Source organism: Paenibacillus sp. KACC 21273, from assembly GCF_028736095.1.
Lineage (GTDB): Bacteria > Bacillota > Bacilli > Paenibacillales > Paenibacillaceae > Saccharibacillus > Saccharibacillus kyungheensis.
Genome location: NZ_CP117876.1, coordinates 3223004 through 3243467, shown reverse-complemented (window position 1 = coordinate 3243467; position 20464 = coordinate 3223004). Strand labels below are relative to the sequence as shown.

Sequence of the window (20464 nt, the reverse complement as noted above, 5' to 3'; positions counted from 1 at the left end):
TAACTATAAAACTATCGAAAAGATTAATTTATATACATAATGATTACAATATGATAAATAAAAAACCTTTTCAAAAGTAGAGAAAGATATCTACTGTCAAAAAGGCTTTTATAAGATAGGGCTACAAAGTCATAAGAATAGCAAATTTCAAACTTGCAAAAAAGTATCTATTCAAAGTATATCTTCAACTTCATCTTCTCAAAAAATAGTGACAAGTACTTGCTGAATTTAAACGAAGCAATAGATAATTTTACGCTAAAAATACATCCAGTAAAGAAGCTGTGTATTCATGTCGCTCTTCATGATACAGATCATTTGCAGCAAATTGATCCACAATCTGTCCATGACGCATGACTACAATACGGTCGCTCATCTGGTACACTGCCGCTAGATCATGCGAAATAAATAAGTAGGATAGATGTAGAGATTGTTGCAGTTCTTGTAGCAATTTCAATACAGCCGCCTGACTAGTGACATCCAGACTTGCTGTAGGCTCATCCAATACAATCAGATCAGGTTCAGTACTGATCGCTCGTGCTATCGTTACACGCTGTTTTTGTCCACCGCTTAATTCGTGTGGATAAGCAGATAATAATGTTGCCGGCAAATGAACCTGTGCTAACAATTGAGTCGCGATCTGTTGTCGATTGTAGTGATCAGACGAGATAAACGAAGGACGTAATGCTGGCTGTAGATCAAGTGGCTCCATTAAGGAGTCGATAATAGTAAGCTTCGGATTGAGTGCGGCTGTCGGATGTTGAAATACAGCTCCAATACGTTGACGGGCTTGACGCAAAGCAGACCCTTTTAGCGAATGATACGGTTGTTCTCGAAATGCAATCGTCCCTTGATCTAGCGATTCCAAGCGCAATAGACAGCGTGCCAGTGTACTTTTACCACTGCCGCTTTCACCAACAATTCCTACACATTCTCCTTTACGGATCGTCAATGATACATCAGACAGTGCAGGATGATTGTGATCGTTGTACGTTTTGGTTAGATGCTCTGCTGTTAAAATAGTAGGCAATAGAGTAGTCATTATATGTTCACCTGCTTATTTTGCAACTCTAGACGATAGCGAGAAGGTAACTTGGGAACCGACGATAACAGTTGAATCGTATACGGATGTGTAGGATGGAAAAAGATACTATGACTTTTTCCAGATTCTACAACTTGACCTGACTTCATAATCAGCAATGTATCGGCTGTACGCTGTACCTGACGTAGATCATGCGTAATCCACAAAATAGCGATACCTGTTTCTTGCTGTATACGCTGAATCAACGTAATGATAGAGCGAGAAGTTAGACTATCTAGCGCTGTAGTGGGTTCATCAGCAATCAATACTTTAGGCGATAAAAGTAATGCTGTAGCAATCGCAGCACGTTGTAACTGTCCGCCACTCAATTCAAACGGGTAGCTATGATAGACTTGCTTGGCAGGTAATTCTACTTGTTCTAATCGTTCTATACAAATAGACTGACGCTGTTGACGGGACAAGGAAGTATGAGCACGTATCATTTCATCCATTTGCTTGCCAACTGTAATAAATGGAGTGAATGCTCCCTGATAATCTTGAAATACATATGCAATATCACGTCCTCGAATCAACCGAAGTTCAGATTCTGGCAAATGCAATAATTGTTGACCTTCTAACTCAATACTGCCATGAGCATGAAGATCCGCTGATAGCAATCCGCCTATCGCTAGACTGGTTAATGTTTTTCCGCTTCCACTTTCACCGGCAAGAGCTAACCATTCTCCACGTTCTAGCTGAAGATTAAGCGGATGGACAAGGGTATGTGATTGATGATGAACAGTCAATCCTTGTATAGCTAACATAGGTTACACTCCTTTGCGCGATAGAATCGAAGAAATAGAACGTTTGGATAATACGGGTTGAACATGAACATCGTACCGATCACGTAGAATATCACCCCAGCTATTGGTCAGTAGAACAGTGATCACAATACATAATCCCGGGAAAATCATAAGATGCGGAGCAGTCTGAAAATACGTTCTTCCTTCGCTTAACATCGCTCCCCATTCAGGGCTAGGTGGCTGTGGCCCAAGACCGATATACGATAGCGAAGCGATCATCAAAATAATTTTACCGATATCAAGCGTAGCCAATACGAGAAGATTACCAATCGTATGAGGCAAAATATGCTTTATCACTAATGTCCATGGCTTCATCCCGCTGATTTCTGCAAGACGGACATAATCTTTTTGTCGTTGTTCCAGTACAATACTTCGTACTAACCTTGCATAACTAACCCATTTGACTGCTGTAATCGCAAAGATCAAGTTCACTAATCCAGGCCCGAGTAATCCACTTAAAATCAGAGCAAAAATATAATCAGGCAATGTCATAAATGCATCTATTATTTTTTTGAATCCTTTATCTAACCAGCCGCCGATATAACCGGATAACAATCCAAACGGAACACCGATAAGAAGCGATACGAACATAATCGTAAGACTGATCCCTACCGTTGTCCGAGCACCTTCCATAATACGAGATAACAGATCTCTTCCAAGATGATCGGTTCCTAACCAGTGCAGTGCATTAGGAGTCTGAAGCCTATCACTCATTTGAATATGATAGGGGTTATACGGTGTCCAGACTAGAGCGAGAATCAGGAATAAAAAGAATAGACTCAAGAGGAGATAACGCAGTCCTATTCTCAAGTTCATCATGAAGTCGCTCCTTTTTTTCGCTGACCGATAGCAATCGCTGGATTGATATAACGATACGACCATTCGACAGCCATATTCAGTAATACGATAAAAATACTCATAAATAGCATATAGCCTTGAATAATCGGATAATCCCGCGCTGTAATCGCATCGACAATCCATTTACCCAGACCAGGATAAGCAAACAGAACTTCGATCACAACCGTTCCTCCAAGTAGACTACCGATACTTTCACTAAAAACAGTTAATAGCGGTATTAGACTATGACGCATGAGATGAAAAGTGAAAATACGCTTTTTGCCAATTCCTCTAGCCCGAGCAGAACGAATAAATTCTTGATGACTACTTTCCAAAATGCTGGCTCGCACCAATCGCACATATACCGCAGACATAGCGATACCAAGTGTAATAGATGGCAGAATAAGATGTTGCCATGAACCTTCTCCCATAGAAGGCAGTATTCTAAGCTTTACTGCAAATAGATCGATTAATAATAGACCTAACCAAAAGCTTGGAATCGAAGAACCGATTAGCGCAAAAATGCGACTAATATGATCAGTCCATCGACCCCGGTATAAAGCAGATAGAATCCCGAGTGGTAGCGAAATGATCATCATGACTAATAGCGAAGTACCTGTCAGCATAAGCGTATACGGAATTTTTTCGATAAATTCACTAAATACCGGTCGTCCGGTCATATACGAATGACCTAGATCTAATGAAAATAGATTTTGAAGCCAGTACCCATATTGAACAAACACAGATTGATCTAATCCTAATTGTGCTCGCATCTGCTGAATCTGCTCATTGGTTACAGCTACATCATCTACCCGTAACATACTACGTACCGGATCACCGGGTACAAGCTTGAGCAGGCAAAAGCTGATAAACGATAAAATGAACAGAAATAGCAATAATCCTGTTATTTTTTGTATCAACATACGCATAATTAATTCACATCCAGATCTTTCGTTAACATGTAGTATTCGCTTTTGCTTGTAACCCAGCCACTCACATTTTTTTGATGAGCAACAAAATTATTCGGATGAATAATGTACGAATGTAGCAAGTTGCGGTCAATCATTTCCACAGCTTGTTGAGCAATAATATTACGCTTTTCGTTATCTACTGTTTGATTCAATTGTTGGATTAATGTATTTAATTGAGCATCTTTCACTTGTCCGTAATTCAGTCCGCCTGTTGGGGTATAGACCGAATTGAGCAGGTAACTTGCATCACCGCGTGGTGCTGTAATAAAGCTATAGATCGCCATATCCCAATCTTTATTTTCTGCTAAATACTCATCTGCATTATCCACTTGTTGAATCTCTAGCTTAATCCCTAATTGAGCAGCATTAGCTTGCAATAACTGTGCAATCAAAGGCAACTCAGCACGTGATTGATAAGTGATCAGTTTGAATGTTAGCGGTGTTCCATTATCCGTCACTACACCATTGCTTACTGTATATCCAGCTTGAGCGAATAAGGTACGTGCACGTTGTATATCAAATGGCTTGTCTGTGTATGGGGGAGAGAATGGTGAATCTGTCAAAAAAGGCCCTTTGGCTACAGAAGCTTGACCTGACATGACAGCATCTACAATCTCTTGACGATTCAAAAGGGAATCGATGGCTTGACGTACAGGTAATTTTGCCAGATGTGTATGATCCATATTGTAAATTAATTGATGAGCACGTAAGCCGGGAACCGATTCGATCACTAGATTAGGATCGGTTTGTAATTGAGATAGACTTTCTACAGGAAAACGATAGACCACATCGGCGTTCCCTGATTGTAGAGCCAGCAGACGAGCATTAGCATCTTCATTAAATGAGAATGTCGCTTCATCTAACTTCACCTGTCCATCCCAGTACGTAGGATTACGCTTCACATCGACTTCTATCCCCGGCTTAAATTGAGCCAGTACAAAGGGACCTGTACCACTGGGTGTACCTGCATCTACAGCCGTATCTATAATACCGGTATTCGGATGTACCAGTTCTGACGGGAATTGTGGAAGAGGGGTATCGGTCACAATCTGTAACGTTTGCCCTTTAGCCGTTATCTTATCGATATGTAGAGCATTACGAATCGCGGGATTGTTTTGAATCACACGTTCGAGAGAATCTTTAACTGCTTGAGCATCGACGGGTGTACCACTATGGAAAGTGACATCAGAACGAATCTGGAATGTCCAGTGTTGTCCATCTTTACTTTCCCAAGAAGTGGCTAGCCAGGGTTGTAATTGTTGCTGATCATCGACTTTAACCAGTGTCTCACTGATTCCTGCGCGCGAAGCGGTATAGTTCACATCAGTATGTGGATCAATCGTATTGCTTTGAACATTAAATAGAAGTGTTAGCCTTTTTGGAGTTGCTTCACTAGTTGTAGAAGATGACGATGGCGAAGTACAACCGCTTAATACTAGAACAATTATTAATAATGAGATCGGATAACGTAATGTGCGAGCAAAAGATAATAACAAGAAAAATCCCCCTTATATATAGTCAGTCTGTACATACTATGCTTACTCCTGTTGATTTCTTACAACGTAAATGAAATACATTATCAACAGGTCAACCTCTTAAATAATAATCGTTACGATTACGATTGTAAACTAAAAATTGATATGAATCATCATCGTATGACCGTATTTTCATATCATTGATATTTTGAAAATCATTTGACAAATCAGAAATAAGAGGAGTACAGTGTATTCATAGAATTAATAGTAATAATTACTATTAAAGAAATGGAGGAATCAATCATGACGCTGATCGAACAATCTTCTAAGATTCCGGTAACCGTATTGAGCGGTTATCTAGGCGCAGGGAAGACGACATTGCTTAATCATGTGTTAAACAATCGTGAAGGCTTGAAAGTAGCGGTTATTGTAAACGATTTGAGTGATGTGAATATTGATGCAGACCTTATTCGTGATGGCGGAGGATTATCGCGAACTGATGAGAAATTAGTCGAAATGTCTAATGGTTGTATCTGTTGTACATTACGCGAAGACTTGCTGGTCGAAGTAGAACGGCTTGCTCGTGATGGACGTTATGATTATTTATTAATCGAATCGACAGGCATTGGCGAACCAGTTCCTGTCGCTCAGACATTTAGCTATATTGATGAAGAACAGGGAATCGATCTGACGCAGTTTACCCGTCTGGATACGATGGTCACTGTGGTGGATGCTCAAGGCTTCTGGCACGATTATTATTCGCGTGAATCTCTTGCAGATCGTGGACAAGCCGCAGGGGAGGATGATACACGCCGTATTGTACATTTATTGATCGAACAGGTTGAATTTTGCGATGTATTGATTTTGAATAAATGCGATCTGATTGAACCTGATGAATTAGAACGATTAGAAACAGCACTACGAGGACTGCAACCGAATGCCAAAATCATCCGTTCCACTTATGGCAAAGTAGATCCACAGGAGATATTGAATACAGGGCGATTTGATTTCGAACAAGCGAGTCAATCGGCAGGCTGGATACAGGAAATGATGAAAGAAGAGCATACACCGGAGACTGAAGAGTATGGAATCAGTTCTTTTGTGTATAAACGCAAAGTTCCTTTTCATCCAGAGCGCTTGTTGCAATGGATTACACAATGGCCACAAGAAGTAGTACGTGCGAAAGGGATTCTCTGGTTAGCTACACGTAATCGGACAGCGATCTCGTTCAGTCAAGCAGGCAGTTCCAAGCAATTATCGCCGGCGGGCTTATGGATTGCTGCTCTGACGGAGGAAGAACGACAATATCATCTGGGAGAAAATTATCCATTACCTACAGATTGGGATGAGGTGTGGGGCGATCGGGTAACCAAGCTTGTACTGATTGGAATACATCTGGATCGTGCGCAGATTGAACAGTCTTTGGATCAGGCTTTACTGACTGAAGAAGAAATGAACTCTAATTGGAAAAAATTCAAAGATCCTTTTCCACAATTAGGTCAATAAGCAGGTCGATAGAGTAGTAATATCGTTATTTTTTTAAGTGTCATTGATTGATTTTAGAACCATTAACTAAATATATAGCACGATATCAACAAGAGAATAATCGTGTGCTACAAAATGAATAAGTTGTTTTGTAAATAAAAAATAAATATTACGAATAACAAAGGAGTTATTACACTATGGCTAAAAAATCAAAAGTCGTTCGTCAACAACAACGTGAACAAATGGTTGCTAAATATGCAGATTTGCGTCGCGAACTGAAAGCAAAAGGAGACTATGAAGCATTGCAAAAATTACCACGCAATTCTTCACCAACCCGACTCAAAAGTCGTTGCCAGATCACAGGAAGACCAAGAGGATATTTACAAAAGTACAAAGTATCCCGTATCGTATTTCGCGAGTTAGCACACAAAGGTCAGATTCCCGGGGTACAGAAAGCAAGCTGGTAACAGTAAAATGGCATATTCTAAAATATGATTTTTGCACTATTACATCTATTAGCCTGAATACATTCAATAGAGTTAAATAGGATCTATTAAAATAAATCTACTGGTTAGATTAACTTTAATTTTGTAAATCCAACACTAAAAAGGTGCAAACTCCTACGATATTAGACGTAGATGATTGCACCTTTTTGTTGTTAGTATACATAATCAACATACTACTCAAATCCGCACCGATCAAATCTGTACCGACTCAAAATCCGATCGGTATCAATATAAAATAGCAGGAGAGTAGCCATTTCATTCGAGAAGATCTTCGATATCGATCAACCATAGATCAAAGTTCGGGAATTGGTAGAGTAAATGACTATTCACTTTAATGTATAAGTCAGTTTTTTCTCATTTTTAGAACCTTTATCATATGTGAAATAGAGGGTATTCCCATTACGCTTCACATAAGTCAGTCGATCATCCCTACCCATAGGTGGTGCGTCGTTTTCGACTTGTTCTTGTTGATTCGCATTCAATAGTTCTTTGTATAAAATAATTGATTTCCCTGTTTGGCGATCTATTAAAGTTAAGTGTGTATTTTTAATAGAACGTACTACTATGAAATCAGGCTGTAAACCCTCGACTGTATAGGTGTCTTTGCCACCTCCAAGTTTGAAGAGGTCAATCGTGTCTATTACTTTGCCTGTACCATCTTCAATGATTCGTAAGGTCTGACCATCATTTAATACAATATTCCCGTTATACATTTCGATGTTTGTGCCTACACCCCAATGATAATTCATATGTGATTGCCTGATCAAAGCACCATTTTTGAAAATTAAAGTAAAATCCTGATAGTTAATATGAGGTTCTCCATACGAATCGCCAATACGCATAATTCGTAATCCTTTAGGTGTAGCCGTAACTTCGATATCTGCCAAATCCAGTGTCTCATTAATAGAGGCGATTCGTTTAGCCAGATTTTTGCCTTGCGCTATATAGATATCTCCGTTTGCCTTCTTGACTGCATATGTTGTGCCTTGATAACTATCTTTGAGAACATTAAGGGATTGTAGATGATCTGCAACTAGCTTATGATTCGCGGCGTCTATACGAAGCTCAGTTCCACCGAGAGCTTGTACAACGAAGCGAATAGGAAGGTATAATTCTGACTTTTCACTTAAAGGATCTATTGCTTTGAATGGAGCTGCACTTAAAGTCACTTTTTGGTGATCTAACAGAGCAGTACGGCTACCTACACGAACAGCGATTTTTTTGATAAAGCCATCTAAAGAAGCGCGTGTACCACTTTGATCCCATGTAATCTGTAATCCAGATTGATCAGTAAGCCAATCATTCATAGCGACAAACGTTGTACCTTGACGGGTAACTGTGCTTCCATGTGACGGACTATAATAACCTTCTTTTTGAGCGTAATTCAATTCGTAACTATAAGGAGTAACAGGTGTAGCAGACTTAGCGTATATAGGTGTGAATGTGGATGCTAGTAAGGTGGAAGTAAGCAGGGTCGCTAAAGCATATTTTTTGTACATCATTTGAATTTCTCCTTTGGATGTTAATAGCAGATTTTCATACTATAATTGACAATTAAACAATAAAAAAGATAAATTATATATAAATAGTAACACTTATTGCTTTTGTGTTAGGAAGCGATAGTGTTACTTTTTTTAAAAGCAAAGATAACACTACTGCATAGAAAGGAGTTCATTTAAAGATACATAGGATGTATGAAGCAAGATTAGTTTTACTATTTAAGTCATAGAGAGCAGGGTATTAGTAATGGAAAAAAATAAATCAACATCAAGTTCGAACTTTTGGGCAAAATGGGATAAGCCGAAAAAAGTACGTGTTATTACACTTACCGCGCTAGCCTTCATTGTATTGCTCGTAGTCGTACCGATCATTACGTATTACAATATACAATCAGATGAGACTCAAGTGATTAGCAGTCCAGATAGCAATATTGTAAATAATACGATATTAGCGCCGGTTGATCCATTACCTTTCGTATTAAGTTCTAAAGTAGGAAGAATAGAAAGAGTAGGAAGTTCTTTCTTCAAAAGAGAGTCTGGCATTCCTACTATGTTAAAAAAAGATGATCCTAAAAACCCACCGCAATCGACTCAAACGGTATTGGTTGAACGCTTAACAGGGACACAGATGTCCAAGCCTTTTACAGTAGAAAAAGGGTATCGTTATGCGAAAATCTGGGTCAATAACAAAGGGAAGCAACGAATTGCTATATCCATATCCAAAGATTCACCAACAGGTGACCTTGTGACTGAACGTGTAGTTACTATCGCAGGTGGAACCAACTGGTCGATATATACAACCAAGCCTTGGGAATCAGGTACGTATTATGTTAATTTTACTTCTAATGGATCACCGATCAAAGGTGTTGCTGTAGCTAGAGTAGGTGCACGATTAGCAGAATTGAATTCGTAATTGTAACTGTTGTAGCTCATTGCTCATAACAATCTAATACACTTCAGATAGATATGAATAGCGTTCAACGTTGTCTGGTATCTATCCGAGGTGTATTTTTATTTGAAAATGTAATAAAGATAGAGTACGAGTAACTTGCCACACACATGCGAAAAGCCGATCTACGATTTCAAAGTATAGGTGAAATGCTTTTCCTGATTAGAGCCAGCACGAAAAGTAAAATAGAAGGTGTTATTAACTCTTTTATCAAATTGCAGATAATCCCCTGAGCCAAAAGAATCGATATCTACATCTTCGCTAATCTGTTTTTGCCACGAAGCATCTAGTAGTTCTTTGTATAATGTGACAGATTGGTTGGTATGGCGATCGATCAGCAGAAGTCTTCCTTTGGAGGCAGTCCGCATAAGGATAACATCATCGTACAGACCTTCTACCGCGTATTTTTCGTTACTCCCACCACCAAGCTTCACCAGATCAAGTTCATCGACAATATTGCCTGTACTATCTTCAATCATCCGTAATATTTTCCCATCGCTTAGCACAATCTTATCTTGATAGGTAGAAATGTCGGAGTCATTGATTTTGGTAAAGTCTGCATATGCTTTTCGGATCAACTTTCCTTTTTGGAAAATAAGCTTTACTTGCTGATTATGAATATGTGGTTCTCCGTAAGCATTATTAATCGTAAGGATCAACAATCCACCCGCAGTTGACTCAAACTCCATACCTACCGAATCAAAATCGATGCCGAGTGAGACTAACTTCACCGGAGCCTGCTTCCCATAAGCTACATATAAGTCTCCACCATCCTTTTTCAAAGTATAGGTAGAGCCATTGTAGACATCAGTAATGACATCATAATACTTGATGTTGCGGGCTGTAACATGAACTTGTTGTCGATCTACTTGGATATGATCACCACCCAGTAGTTGTACACCAAATCGAACAGGGACATATACAATTTCATTATTAGTCTTTTTTTCTTTCTTTTTAAAAGGGGCTGCGCTCAGTGTAACGGTTTTCCCATCTAGCATAGCGGTACGACTTCCTAAGCGAATCGCTGCTTTTTTCATAAATCCGTTAAGCGAAGCACGTTGACCTGTTGAATCCCAAGCCAATGTTAACCCTGAATCTTCCGCTAACTCACGAATATCTAAAAAGATAGTACCATTCTGGACAAGTGTAGAATTTACAATAAATCCTTTAGGATCGTTAGCCAAATAAAAAGTATATGTAGTTGGAAAGGAAGAACTAGATGCTGATGCAGGATTATATAAAGATGATTGCAACAGCAAAGTGGACGATAGTAAAGCAGAGAAAACCATTTTTTTATTCATGGTAAGGATTTCCTTTCCTGGTTGTGATAAGGTGGTTATGTATATGGACGCATATGCCAGGAAGAAGTTGCAGAAGGTCAGATATAGATTACATCGATAGGTGTAATTTCAAGAAAATTAGCACGATATAAAGTCATGAGCTGTAGCCATGATAGGTTTATTTATGAGGTATAGTTACCAAGGTACAAAGGTGAATGATACACAGTAATAAAGCAACAGAGAGGAGAGTACTATGGTTAAAGTCATAATAGGATGCAGTTTATTTCTTGCTTCGATTGGGATTCTATGTTCAGGATTTATCATTTCGGCAATAGGTTCATCGGATCGCATGGTAAATATGAATTTTATGTATAGTGTTTTAAATATTCATATATTGTGGACAGTTATACCGATTATTTTGTTTATTGCAGCTTGTATACTTACATATGGTGGGTACAAAGAATATTCATATGATCGGACAGAATAATAACAAAAAGGAGAACTAGCGATGAACATCCAATCCGCAATCCAAGTGATCAAAAGCTATGAGAAACGCATTATTAAATGTTTGCTATATGGATTTGTATTTGGAATATATTATTCGGTACTTACTGATCAACGTAAAGTTACGGAGTCAACGGGAGAAGGAATGTCTATAACGTTAGCTTTGCCTTGGTCAGACTATTCATATCTCTTATTATCTACATGTTTAAAATGGAGTTTATTTTTTGCTGTGGTTTATATCGTGTGGCGCATTTTTAAATATAGAGTGTTGGATTCTAAGGTTTCTAGTAAGGATCGTAATTATTAATAGATTTTAAATTAATATATGTATTTTTAGAATATGCTAAGTATTAAAAAGAGCTAAAATAAATTTTGAAAAAGGCACTACTATAATCTACTTTCTTTTGTAAAAGAGAGAATTATAATAGATGCCTTTTTAAATTCATACTTGCTCTAATTCAAAAATTTAAATAAGACTAATTTATCATTTTAAATTAGGTCTTATGGTTTATTTATATAGACTTTATAACCATAATTATATTATTCTATATATGTAATAAAAATCTAATTATTACATATATTTTACTTGAGTAATTTGAGGAGGATAATCATGTGGCTAACGAAATTTTAGATGAAAGCAAAATGACTAAATTATTAAATTGGAGCTATGAAAAAGCTATGAATGGCATCCCTGGTGCTGAAACAGTAGAAGAATTATCAAGAAACTACTTGAATAAACATAGTTCAGTTGAAGAAGCTATTGATAGTTTAATTCGGTGGCAGAATGCCAAAGGGATTACAAGCGGATTTTTGACAGGATTAGGAGGAATAGTGACTCTTCCAGTGGCAATTCCTGCTAATATAGCATCTGTAATGTATATTCAGATTAGATTAATAGCTACAATTGCTCACATGCGCGGCTATGATCTTAAAGATGATCAAGTAAAGACATTTGTTTTTGTGTGCCTTACAGGACAAGCGGCTTCAGATATTTTAAAACAAGCAGGAATAAAAATAGGAACTAGTTTAGCAAGAGAAGCTATTAAAAAAGTTCCTTATGAAATTATTAAGGCAATAAATAAAGCTGTAGGAGTAAGATTAGTGACGAAATTTGGAACCAAGGGGCTAGTGAATTTAGGAAAAGCTGTTCCTTTACTTGGAGGTATTATAGGGGGAGCAGTAGATGGAATAGGAACAAATACAATTGGTAAAACAGCTAAAAAAGTATTTAATAATTCTAAATCAGGAACCCTTATTTAATTTGGAAATGTATTAGTAAGCAAAGAAATTTATAACGAAATTTTCTTTGCTTACTAACTAAATCTAATAGTAGATTTGTAAATTCAACTTAAAAAATTAAAGAGGTGAAATAAATGAAACTGTTATATACATGGATTGAAATATATCGAAACTTAGAGAATATTGGTTTAAATTGGAATAATGAATTTAAAGTGGAGCTTGCAGAAGATAAGCAAACAATAAATATAAAAAAAAATGATGATTACTTTAACCTTTTTTCTGAGTACACTTGTATAGAAAACTTTAAAGTGATTGTAGGAAAAAATGGTACAGGCAAAACTAATATACTGCATTTACTAGGAAATGGAATAAATAATTATAGTCCTGATGATCCTAATTATAATGATAAATTTTTTAATATTTATTATTTATCTTCACATAGATATGTAATTGAAGGAAATGGAAGAGAAATTATAAGCATTCTAATAAATCAAGAAAATCTTTTTCTAAATTTAGCATATTGTATAGAGGTTGAATATGATAAATTTAGAAAAAAATTCAGATATATAAAAGAATTTAAACAAAATAAGAAAAGTGCGTTTATTAGTTACAATAATCGTCTTAGTTTATTTGATACTCCATATAATTATGGATTAAGTATAAAAAGATTTTCTTTTAGGAGAAATGAAAATATTTTAAGCCAAAAATGTCGCTTTATAGCAGATATAAATTCAAAAGAAGAAACGTCAAAAGAATATTTGAAGGATATATTTAATATGAAAAAAGATATTTTTTTTCTATTTCTGTATCTCCAATTGCCATTGATTCTAAATTAAAAAAAACTCTAAATTTAGTTAGCTTAAGAAAAAAAGACAAGAAAGAAAAATTTATTATTGGGTTTTTAAAAACTTATATAAATATAGTCTTTAAAGAAATTGTGATTCATAAAAAATCACTTGAGAATAATATTTTATATGGAATTGAAAAAATAGAAAATGCAAATGATTTAATTTATCTTCAAGAAGTTTGCGAATATCTAAGTGATGAAGCTTCAACATTATCTCTAATATTTGATTTATCGGAAGAAGCGAACGGGCAGTATTTAACACTATACAAAGAAGGTTATAAAAAATTTCTAGATTTTTTTTCTGTTATAGATAATTCTCTAATTATAAATAATACAATTAGATTAAAATTTAATAAACATGAAATTTTAATTGATCAGTTTAGTGATTTATACGATAAATATGTATCGAAAGATGCAAAATACTTAATTACTGAATTTATTAACATGAGTACTGGAGAAGAGGATATAATTAATTTATTTTCAGTAATATATTATGCAATTAATTTAAAAGATATAGTAGATAAAGAGAATATTGTAATTTTATTAGACGAACCAAACAATTTTATGCACCCAGAGTGGAATAGAAAACTAATATTCATGCTTTTAGAATTTTTGAAAGATATTAGCAAAGAATCTAAACAGAAATATACAATTATTTGTACTACTCATTCTCCTTTTTTATTATCTGATTTATATACAGAACAAGTTATTGCTCTTAATACAAATAAAGAGAAAAAAGTTGAGATTAAATTAAATCTTGAAAAAACTTTTGCAAGTAATATTCATACTCTATTTTCAGATAATTTTTTTATGGAGAGTACTGTGGGGGAATTTGCTAAACAGAAAATTAATTTTATAATCACACGCCTTAATGAAGCCCTTTTAAGTGAAGATAAAAAATTATTAGATAAAGAGAAGCAAGCTTTTAAATATGTTATAGAACGTATAGGAGAGCCATTAATTGCGATGAAGTTAAACGAGATGTACATGGGAGCAGTTGAACATGATGAAGAGTTAAATAATAATTTAATTGAAAAAAATATAAAACTTACAGAACATATAAAAAAACTAGAAGATCGTCTCAGAAAGTTGGATGATAATGATTCGAATCTATAATAAAGAATTAGATAAACTTGCTGAGATACATTATAAAGCTATAAAGGATCAATTGTACAAAGATTTTAAACAGATTAAAGGAACTAAAAAAATAAGTACAGATGAAATCGAGATAAAATTTAATGAAAAATTAAAAAAGAATGGAATTAATAATACTTTACGTGAGATTATTACTTCAAAGTTTGATCAACTTACTAAAATTGCAAAACGGAATATAAAATATAAAAAGGATACAACTTTTCAAAAGATGTATAATAAGTTTTCTAATGGAAAAGATGCTCATATTGGACTTCGTAAACCTAGAGGAGAACCTAGATTGACTTATAATGCAAATACCATGGTAGAATCTTTAGGATTCAAAGTTTGTCCTTTATGTAATCGAAATTATATAAATAATACTAAAAGGATTTATAAAACTGGGAAAAATGGAGTTGAATATACTATAAAAAGAACTTGTCAATTGGATCATTATTATAGTCAATCCGAATATCCTTTACTTGCTATGTCTTTTTATAATTTGATACCTGTATGTTCTAGTTGTAATCATGCTAAAAGTGATAAGTCACTTTCAATTTCACCTTATTCTATAGCTAAAGTAGACCATTTAATTACCTTTGATTTTAATATTGATGATGTAAAAGCAATCAGTGATAAAAACCATGTGAAAGTTTCCATTAAAGTTGATTCTTCTAATAAAAAGGTTATCAAAGATCATTTAGATATAATCGGAATTGAAGAATTATACAAAAATCATAATGATATTGTTTTTGAAATTTTACAAAAATATCGTCATTATAATCATATTAAGAGAAAAGAATTAATAGTTTCTTTTCCTGGATTATATGAAAATGAGCAGGAAATTAAAAATGTATTATTTGGAGAATATAAGGATATAGATAATTTTCATCGTAAATCCTTATCGAAATTAACTAGAGATATTATAAAAAGAATTGATAACTATCCTTCAGACCTGATCTAATTACAAAAAGAACCAACATTATAAAGTGTTGGTTCTTTCTTATTTTGGTTTGTTAGATTGGCTTTTCAATTGCCTTAAGGTTTGAATAACAGCCTCAGCAATTTCTTTTTCCTCGTCTGTCCATCCAAGCACATGATCTATGTAATCTTTCTTTTCATCGTTAATTCGTTGTATATCTTTTCGACCTAGTAAAAAGTCAGCATCTACATTAAAGTAATCTGCAATAGTTTTTAACTCATGATCCTCTACAGGTCTTTTTCCAGATTCAATTCTGGATAATACGCTATTGTTGATATGAATTAATTTAGATAAGTCCAATTGACTAAGACCAGCTTCTTCTCTTAGTAATTTAATTCGTTCTCCGGTCTTCACTGTAGCTCCACTTCCTTTCTAATATAGCAAATAAATAATATCACTTTTCTAAAACAGAAAATTATTTATTGCTAAATTAGAAAAATAGATTTAAAATAGCAAATAAAAACAATGATTTTTAGTTATTATTTGCTATTACAGCAAATTCGATGATCTGTACTTACTAGGTACGATAGAAGAATTTTCTTCAAATTCTCAGAGCGAAGGCAACGGAATTGTCCTGAAAGAGCGAAGCGATCGCCTTTGTTATTGGATATCTTCCATAATAAGCATTTAATCAAGATATCCAATAACAACAGCGACGACAAGGATAATCCGTTGACGAAGTGGAGTATATTTATACTCTAACCTTCAGATCTCTTTTCCAAAATACATATTAACTCAACCAAAGGAGCACCTAAACATGTGGATCAGAAGCCAAGACCGTACAACATTTATTGATGCAACTGTCCTAACGTTAGAATTAGAAACTGCTGATCATAAATTTGTAATCTCTGCTTATGCTGGTAACGGGTCTGTTGAATCTGCGTTTACAGTGGGTGAATATGATCAAGAACATCAAGCACAGGATGTACTGCAACGTTTTGCAGTTCATTTACAGACAGGAATGACAGGTGCTTTTCAGGTATAATATAGATTGGCTGAGGTATTGTGATCAACCACTAGAAGGAGGATATGATGAAATTATTTGAGAAACTACAAAAGAAAGTAACTGTGAATGACTATACATTCCACTGCGTGATCGACCAGACACCTTCTATACCTATGGTTAGTGTCAAAATCTATTCTTCCAAAACGTCTCATGTTGAATTTCTTTTTAGTTGGAAAAGAATGTATGATGTTAATCCAAATCGTCCTGTGGTCTGTGCGCGTCTGATTCAGTATGCTATTGATCAGGGATGGGATTATCAAGAAGAGAAGCAAGTTAGAATCTTTGAGTAAAGTGATGATGTAAGTGATCTGTTACAGTTAGAGAAGCTGGATTATACATAACATATTAATCCGCAATAGAGTAAATTCTGTTTATCTTTTGTTACAGGAGGGCGTATGCATACTGAAGATCAGTTTATTAAAAAGTATCATTCTTTGAATGAACAAGAACAGTTGGATTTTTTAAAAGGTTTTGACCAGACATTAGATCAAGCATTAGCACATTTCTTTCTTTTTATTGCTACAGATACGAATAACGATGATGATATCCGAATAGAAGCAGTTACCATTTTAGGGTTGTACAAAGGCGATTACGATGATACAGATATCAAAGAAAAGCTCATGACTATTATAAATGCTGATGATACAGAAGATGATAGTCTGATTGTGAATTGTATCAACACCTTGTCACTACTAACAGTAGATGACCAAGAGATCGATTGGGCTTTAACTATGATCCAAAGTGATAACTATATTTTATTCAAAAGCGCAGCGTTTGCTTTATTAGCTCAACACAAAAATTATCCTAAAGCGATAGAAGCGCTCAAAAGTTTAGTGAATGATAAAAATTATGGAACATCTGTGCAAAGAGAACTGGCAGCAATAGAAAAATATAACCATTGAAATACTACCCAAATGTAAAAGAAGTACGGACGTTGGAGGAATAGAATAATGGATGAAGCAAGAATAATTATTGAGCAAAATGTGAAAGGAATCGAAGGAAGTTTTATTCATGATCTTCATGAACGGAATATGTTTAATATGTCTGCGTTTAAAGCTTACGTTGATGCGATAACTCAATTGACCCAGCAGGCGCAAGATGACCAAATGATCGAACGTGCTCTTATGGATCAGGTGTTTTTTACATACAGTTATATACTAAAAAGTGTGATCTGGCATCTGGATATGAACGATCATTCGTCGATAGAGAATGTGAGCGATGAACAACTGACTGAAATGATCGAACGTTTGGAAACGGTAGTTAGAAAATTCATCCAAGGAAATGAAAAATAAGAGCCAATCACAGTTGGCTCTTATTTCTATGGTAACACGTATTATTCAATTTCATGATGAAGCGTAGGCAACTTTACCAAGACATACTGCTTTTCTAACATTTCAAACCCTTGTTGTGCCACATCATATGTATTTAAATCTATGATGCGATCCAACTTGATATTGCGTGGCTCTTCTTCTTCGCCTGACCAACATGTATACAGTTCAAAATCTTCTGCATCGCCCCGATATTCTTCCATTAGTTTAAATAATTCACGACAACATTTCAGCGAAGCACGATAAGCATCTAAATCCTCATACTGATCTGGATCAGCTTCAATATTAAAGTCGCCTGATTCGGGAGAGATCATGTATATAAATGGATGGTGAAAATGTTTTTGCAGTACGCCAGCCCAGCGTGGAATTTCTTGAATAAAAATACCCGCGGCATCTTCTTGCGTCTTATAAATCATGACATCTCGATCAGCAAATGTAGAAAAGTCCACAATATCTGTTAACGGAACTATACCATCGGCTCGTTGCTTTTCTTGATTGGCAAGATACTCTGGTGAAGTGATCCATTCGTTATACGGAAGGGTGTGAAATATACCTCCTCGCTCTCCTAAGGGAAGCTGGCAACTTGATGCAATATAATAGAACCGACTCATTCAATCTTCCTTTCTTAGCTATTTATCAACTATACTGTATATATTACCAATAAAAAGGAGTAATACAAAATGATACAAGATGCAATATTTTGGAACTATGTCAAAGATGCTGAGCAAGAATTCAGCGGATGGGATTTCTCATGGGTTACTGAGAATGGAAGAATGAAAGTACAGCCGTTGTCTTGGAATTTTGAACAGATGATCGTACCGCACATTAAGAAGTCTCAATCGATGTTAGATATGGGTACTGGGGGTGGAGAATTTTTATCAAGTTTGCAACCGTTTCCACCGTCAATCTATGCCACAGAAGCTTATGCTCCTAATGTACCGATTGCTAGGAAACGGTTAGAACCTTTGGGCGTAAAGGTTGTACAGATTGATAACGATGATGATCTACCATTTGCTGATCAACAGTTCGATCTTATTACGAATCAGCATGAAGCGTATAGTCCAAGTGAAGTAAGACGTTTGCTACAAAAAGATGGATGGTTGATGACTCAGCAAGTAGGTGGATTGAATGATCAGCAGATTAATCAACATTTACATAAGCCCTTGAATCAAGAATTTATAGATTGGAATCTAGCAACAGCAGTCTCACAACTCGAACAGAATCATTTTGAAATAGTCTACCAAAAAGAAGAATTTCCAAGTGAACGATTTTACGATATTGGAGCATTGTTGTACTATCTTAAAGCGATTCCATGGCAAATTCCAAACTTTCAACTCGAAGAACATATGGATGATCTATATGCTATTCATTTATTAATTCAAAAGCAAGGCTACTTTGAAGTAAAACAACATCGCTTTGTGATCCATGCACAGGCTAAATAGCTTAGTGAACGCCAATCCTCTATAATGAAAGAGTATCGTCTTTATATGACTCAGTACGGTTAGAATGTGTTAAATAAGATACAACCCGTAATTATAACGCTTCATCCCACTGGAGGAATATCAATGACCAATATTCAAACGATAGGCTTGGCGAAAAGTAAAACAACGCAGTGGCAGACTGTGTTAGAAGATCATTATGAGAAATTTTTAAGTTATGGTCAGAAAGCAGTTAAAGATTTTGATGATGAAGATGTGCATCAAGCCCGGGTCAATTGTCGTAAGCTGATGACCTTGTTGCGTATTTTGGATGCTTCGGATCAAGCTGGATTGATTCCGTTATTGAAAAAATCGCAAAAAGCACTCGGTAAAGTAAGAGACGCTGATGTGATGATTGATGCTTTTAAAGAAAGAAAAGAAGATGCCAAAGCAGATAACCATAAAGAAGAAGCTGATCTGCTCAAAGCTGTGATCAAAGCTCACAAACAAGAACGTAAAGAATATCGCACCAAGCTTGCCAAAAAGTTACCCAAACTACAAGGCAAAATACTTAAAAAGAAATGGAAAACACTCATAGAAGAACATCTGGAATCGCTGGCAGCTCAAGCCGATGTGAATCGTATTATGCGTGAACTTGAGATTGCTTATGAACAACAGAAGCGTACTTACCGCCAGACCGCCAAAACAGAAGGCATCGATTCAGTAGAAGCGTTACATGAATTACACCAATTACGGATCGCTGCCAAAGAGATTCGGTATACTGCTTCTGCTGCTGAATTTGCGCTAAGTTCCAAGTTCCGTGATTCGGAAGAAGTATACAAAAAGATTCAAACCCAATTAGGTCATATCAACGATAAGCGAGTATGGGTAGAGACATTAGAAGATTATAATCCCAAAAAGCTTAAAGTTAACGAAGAAGTCTGGAATGCATTTATAGAGAAATTACAGCAGGAACTGAATGAAGCTGTCCATGAACAACAATCATCATAATAGATGTATTTGTATAAATGAGTGACGATATACCTGTGTTGAATCTTTAAGATACCTGTACTTTGTATAATATTAGTTGAAACGTCATTTTGAATAGCATTGCTTTTTGCTGAAT

23 protein-coding genes are annotated in these 20464 nt (G+C 35.6%); 14 read left to right on the top strand and 9 right to left on the bottom strand.

Features of this window, described 5'->3' with window-relative positions; all coding sequences use genetic code 11:
* Positions 1-250: 250 nt before the first annotated feature.
* From PQ460_RS14090 to nikA, 5 genes are read right to left on the bottom strand one after another with little or no spacing between them, the layout of a single operon-like run.
* Positions 251-1039, bottom strand: coding sequence for an ABC transporter ATP-binding protein (locus tag PQ460_RS14090; protein ID WP_274170216.1), 789 nt, complete (start codon positions 1037-1039; stop codon positions 251-253).
* Positions 1039-1842, bottom strand: a complete 804-nt coding sequence (locus PQ460_RS14085; RefSeq protein ID WP_274170215.1) for an ABC transporter ATP-binding protein — start codon at positions 1840-1842, stop codon at positions 1039-1041. Before PQ460_RS14085 ends, PQ460_RS14090 begins: the two co-directional genes overlap by 1 nt.
* Before the next feature lie 3 nt (positions 1843-1845).
* Positions 1846-2697, bottom strand: a complete 852-nt coding sequence (nikC, locus tag PQ460_RS14080; protein ID WP_274170214.1) for a nickel transporter permease — start codon at positions 2695-2697, stop codon at positions 1846-1848.
* A complete protein-coding gene (gene nikB / locus PQ460_RS14075) occupies positions 2697-3647 on the bottom strand; it encodes a nickel ABC transporter permease (RefSeq protein ID WP_274170213.1) in 951 nt (316 codons plus the stop codon). The genes nikC and nikB overlap by 1 nt, the downstream gene beginning before the upstream one ends.
* 2 nt (positions 3648-3649) lie before the next feature.
* Entirely contained in the window at positions 3650-5185 is a 1536-nt protein-coding gene (gene nikA, locus PQ460_RS14070) for a nickel ABC transporter substrate-binding protein (RefSeq protein ID WP_274170212.1), read from the bottom strand.
* Between the two features lie 279 nt (positions 5186-5464).
* Between nikA and PQ460_RS14065 the strand changes: the two genes are divergently transcribed.
* Together PQ460_RS14065 and rpsN are read left to right on the top strand one after the other, a co-directional pair.
* The gene (locus tag PQ460_RS14065) at positions 5465-6670 is read left to right on the top strand and encodes a GTP-binding protein (RefSeq protein WP_443147216.1); all 1206 of its coding nucleotides are present in this window, start codon (positions 5465-5467) and stop codon (positions 6668-6670) included.
* Positions 6671-6846: 176 nt separating this feature from the next.
* Complete coding sequence (gene rpsN / locus PQ460_RS14060; protein ID WP_273615930.1) at positions 6847-7116, top strand: 30S ribosomal protein S14; 270 nt, start codon at positions 6847-6849, stop codon at positions 7114-7116.
* Positions 7117-7481: 365 nt separating this feature from the next.
* On the opposite strand, the gene PQ460_RS14055 is transcribed toward rpsN, so the two are convergent.
* A complete protein-coding gene (locus tag PQ460_RS14055; protein ID WP_274170210.1) occupies positions 7482-8657 on the bottom strand; it encodes a stalk domain-containing protein in 1176 nt (391 codons plus the stop codon).
* Between the two features lie 244 nt (positions 8658-8901).
* On the opposite strand from PQ460_RS14055, the gene PQ460_RS14050 reads away from it, so the two are divergent.
* On the top strand, positions 8902-9567 hold the full coding sequence (locus PQ460_RS14050) for a hypothetical protein (protein ID WP_274170209.1): 666 nt from the start codon (positions 8902-8904) through the stop codon (positions 9565-9567).
* Positions 9568-9728: 161 nt separating this feature from the next.
* Here PQ460_RS14050 and PQ460_RS14045 read toward each other — a convergent pair whose 3' ends face one another.
* Positions 9729-10904: a copper amine oxidase N-terminal domain-containing protein gene (locus PQ460_RS14045; protein WP_274170208.1), complete on the bottom strand. Its 1176-nt coding sequence runs from the start codon at positions 10902-10904 to the stop codon at positions 9729-9731.
* A 487-nt stretch (positions 10905-11391) separates the two neighbouring features.
* On the opposite strand from PQ460_RS14045, the gene PQ460_RS14040 reads away from it, so the two are divergent.
* The 5 genes from PQ460_RS14040 (at position 11392) to PQ460_RS14020 (ending at position 15568) form a co-directional block, all read left to right on the top strand.
* Positions 11392-11694 carry a hypothetical protein gene (locus PQ460_RS14040; RefSeq protein WP_274170207.1) on the top strand — a complete coding sequence of 101 codons (303 nt, stop codon included), beginning with the start codon at positions 11392-11394 and terminating at the stop codon, positions 11692-11694.
* Positions 11695-11999: 305 nt separating this feature from the next.
* Positions 12000-12647, top strand: a complete 648-nt coding sequence (locus PQ460_RS14035; RefSeq protein ID WP_274170206.1) for an EcsC family protein — start codon at positions 12000-12002, stop codon at positions 12645-12647.
* A 113-nt stretch (positions 12648-12760) separates the two neighbouring features.
* Positions 12761-13462 carry a hypothetical protein gene (locus PQ460_RS14030; RefSeq protein ID WP_274170205.1) on the top strand — a complete coding sequence of 234 codons (702 nt, stop codon included), beginning with the start codon at positions 12761-12763 and terminating at the stop codon, positions 13460-13462.
* A 101-nt stretch (positions 13463-13563) separates the two neighbouring features.
* Positions 13564-14589: an AAA family ATPase gene (locus PQ460_RS14025; RefSeq protein WP_274170204.1), complete on the top strand. Its 1026-nt coding sequence runs from the start codon at positions 13564-13566 to the stop codon at positions 14587-14589.
* Entirely contained in the window at positions 14573-15568 is a 996-nt protein-coding gene (locus tag PQ460_RS14020) for a hypothetical protein (protein ID WP_274170203.1), read from the top strand. The genes PQ460_RS14025 and PQ460_RS14020 overlap by 17 nt, the downstream gene beginning before the upstream one ends.
* A 39-nt stretch (positions 15569-15607) precedes the next feature.
* Here the strand turns inward: PQ460_RS14020 and PQ460_RS14015 are convergent, their stop codons facing one another.
* Positions 15608-15940 carry a helix-turn-helix domain-containing protein gene (locus PQ460_RS14015; RefSeq protein WP_274170202.1) on the bottom strand — a complete coding sequence of 111 codons (333 nt, stop codon included), beginning with the start codon at positions 15938-15940 and terminating at the stop codon, positions 15608-15610.
* Positions 15941-16343: 403 nt separating this feature from the next.
* Between PQ460_RS14015 and PQ460_RS14010 the strand changes: the two genes are divergently transcribed.
* The 4 genes from PQ460_RS14010 (at position 16344) to PQ460_RS13995 (ending at position 17884) form a co-directional block, all read left to right on the top strand.
* On the top strand, positions 16344-16571 hold the full coding sequence (locus PQ460_RS14010) for a hypothetical protein (protein WP_273615932.1): 228 nt from the start codon (positions 16344-16346) through the stop codon (positions 16569-16571).
* A gap of 47 nt (positions 16572-16618) precedes the next feature.
* Positions 16619-16882 (top strand): hypothetical protein, encoded by a 264-nt coding sequence (locus tag PQ460_RS14005; protein WP_274170201.1) that lies wholly within the window; start codon positions 16619-16621, stop codon positions 16880-16882.
* Positions 16883-16987: 105 nt separating this feature from the next.
* A complete protein-coding gene (locus PQ460_RS14000) occupies positions 16988-17494 on the top strand; it encodes a hypothetical protein (RefSeq protein ID WP_274170200.1) in 507 nt (168 codons plus the stop codon).
* 48 nt (positions 17495-17542) lie between these two features.
* The gene (locus PQ460_RS13995) at positions 17543-17884 is read left to right on the top strand and encodes an Imm41 family immunity protein (RefSeq protein ID WP_274170199.1); all 342 of its coding nucleotides are present in this window, start codon (positions 17543-17545) and stop codon (positions 17882-17884) included.
* Positions 17885-17925: 41 nt separating this feature from the next.
* Here PQ460_RS13995 and PQ460_RS13990 read toward each other — a convergent pair whose 3' ends face one another.
* Positions 17926-18531: a hypothetical protein gene (locus PQ460_RS13990; protein WP_274170198.1), complete on the bottom strand. Its 606-nt coding sequence runs from the start codon at positions 18529-18531 to the stop codon at positions 17926-17928.
* A gap of 69 nt (positions 18532-18600) precedes the next feature.
* Here PQ460_RS13990 and PQ460_RS13985 point away from each other — a divergent pair, with 69 nt between their 5' ends.
* Complete coding sequence (locus PQ460_RS13985; protein ID WP_274170197.1) at positions 18601-19362, top strand: class I SAM-dependent methyltransferase; 762 nt, start codon at positions 18601-18603, stop codon at positions 19360-19362.
* Positions 19363-19485: 123 nt separating this feature from the next.
* Positions 19486-20349 (top strand): CHAD domain-containing protein, encoded by an 864-nt coding sequence (locus tag PQ460_RS13980; protein ID WP_274170196.1) that lies wholly within the window; start codon positions 19486-19488, stop codon positions 20347-20349.
* Positions 20350-20464 lie beyond the last annotated feature (115 nt).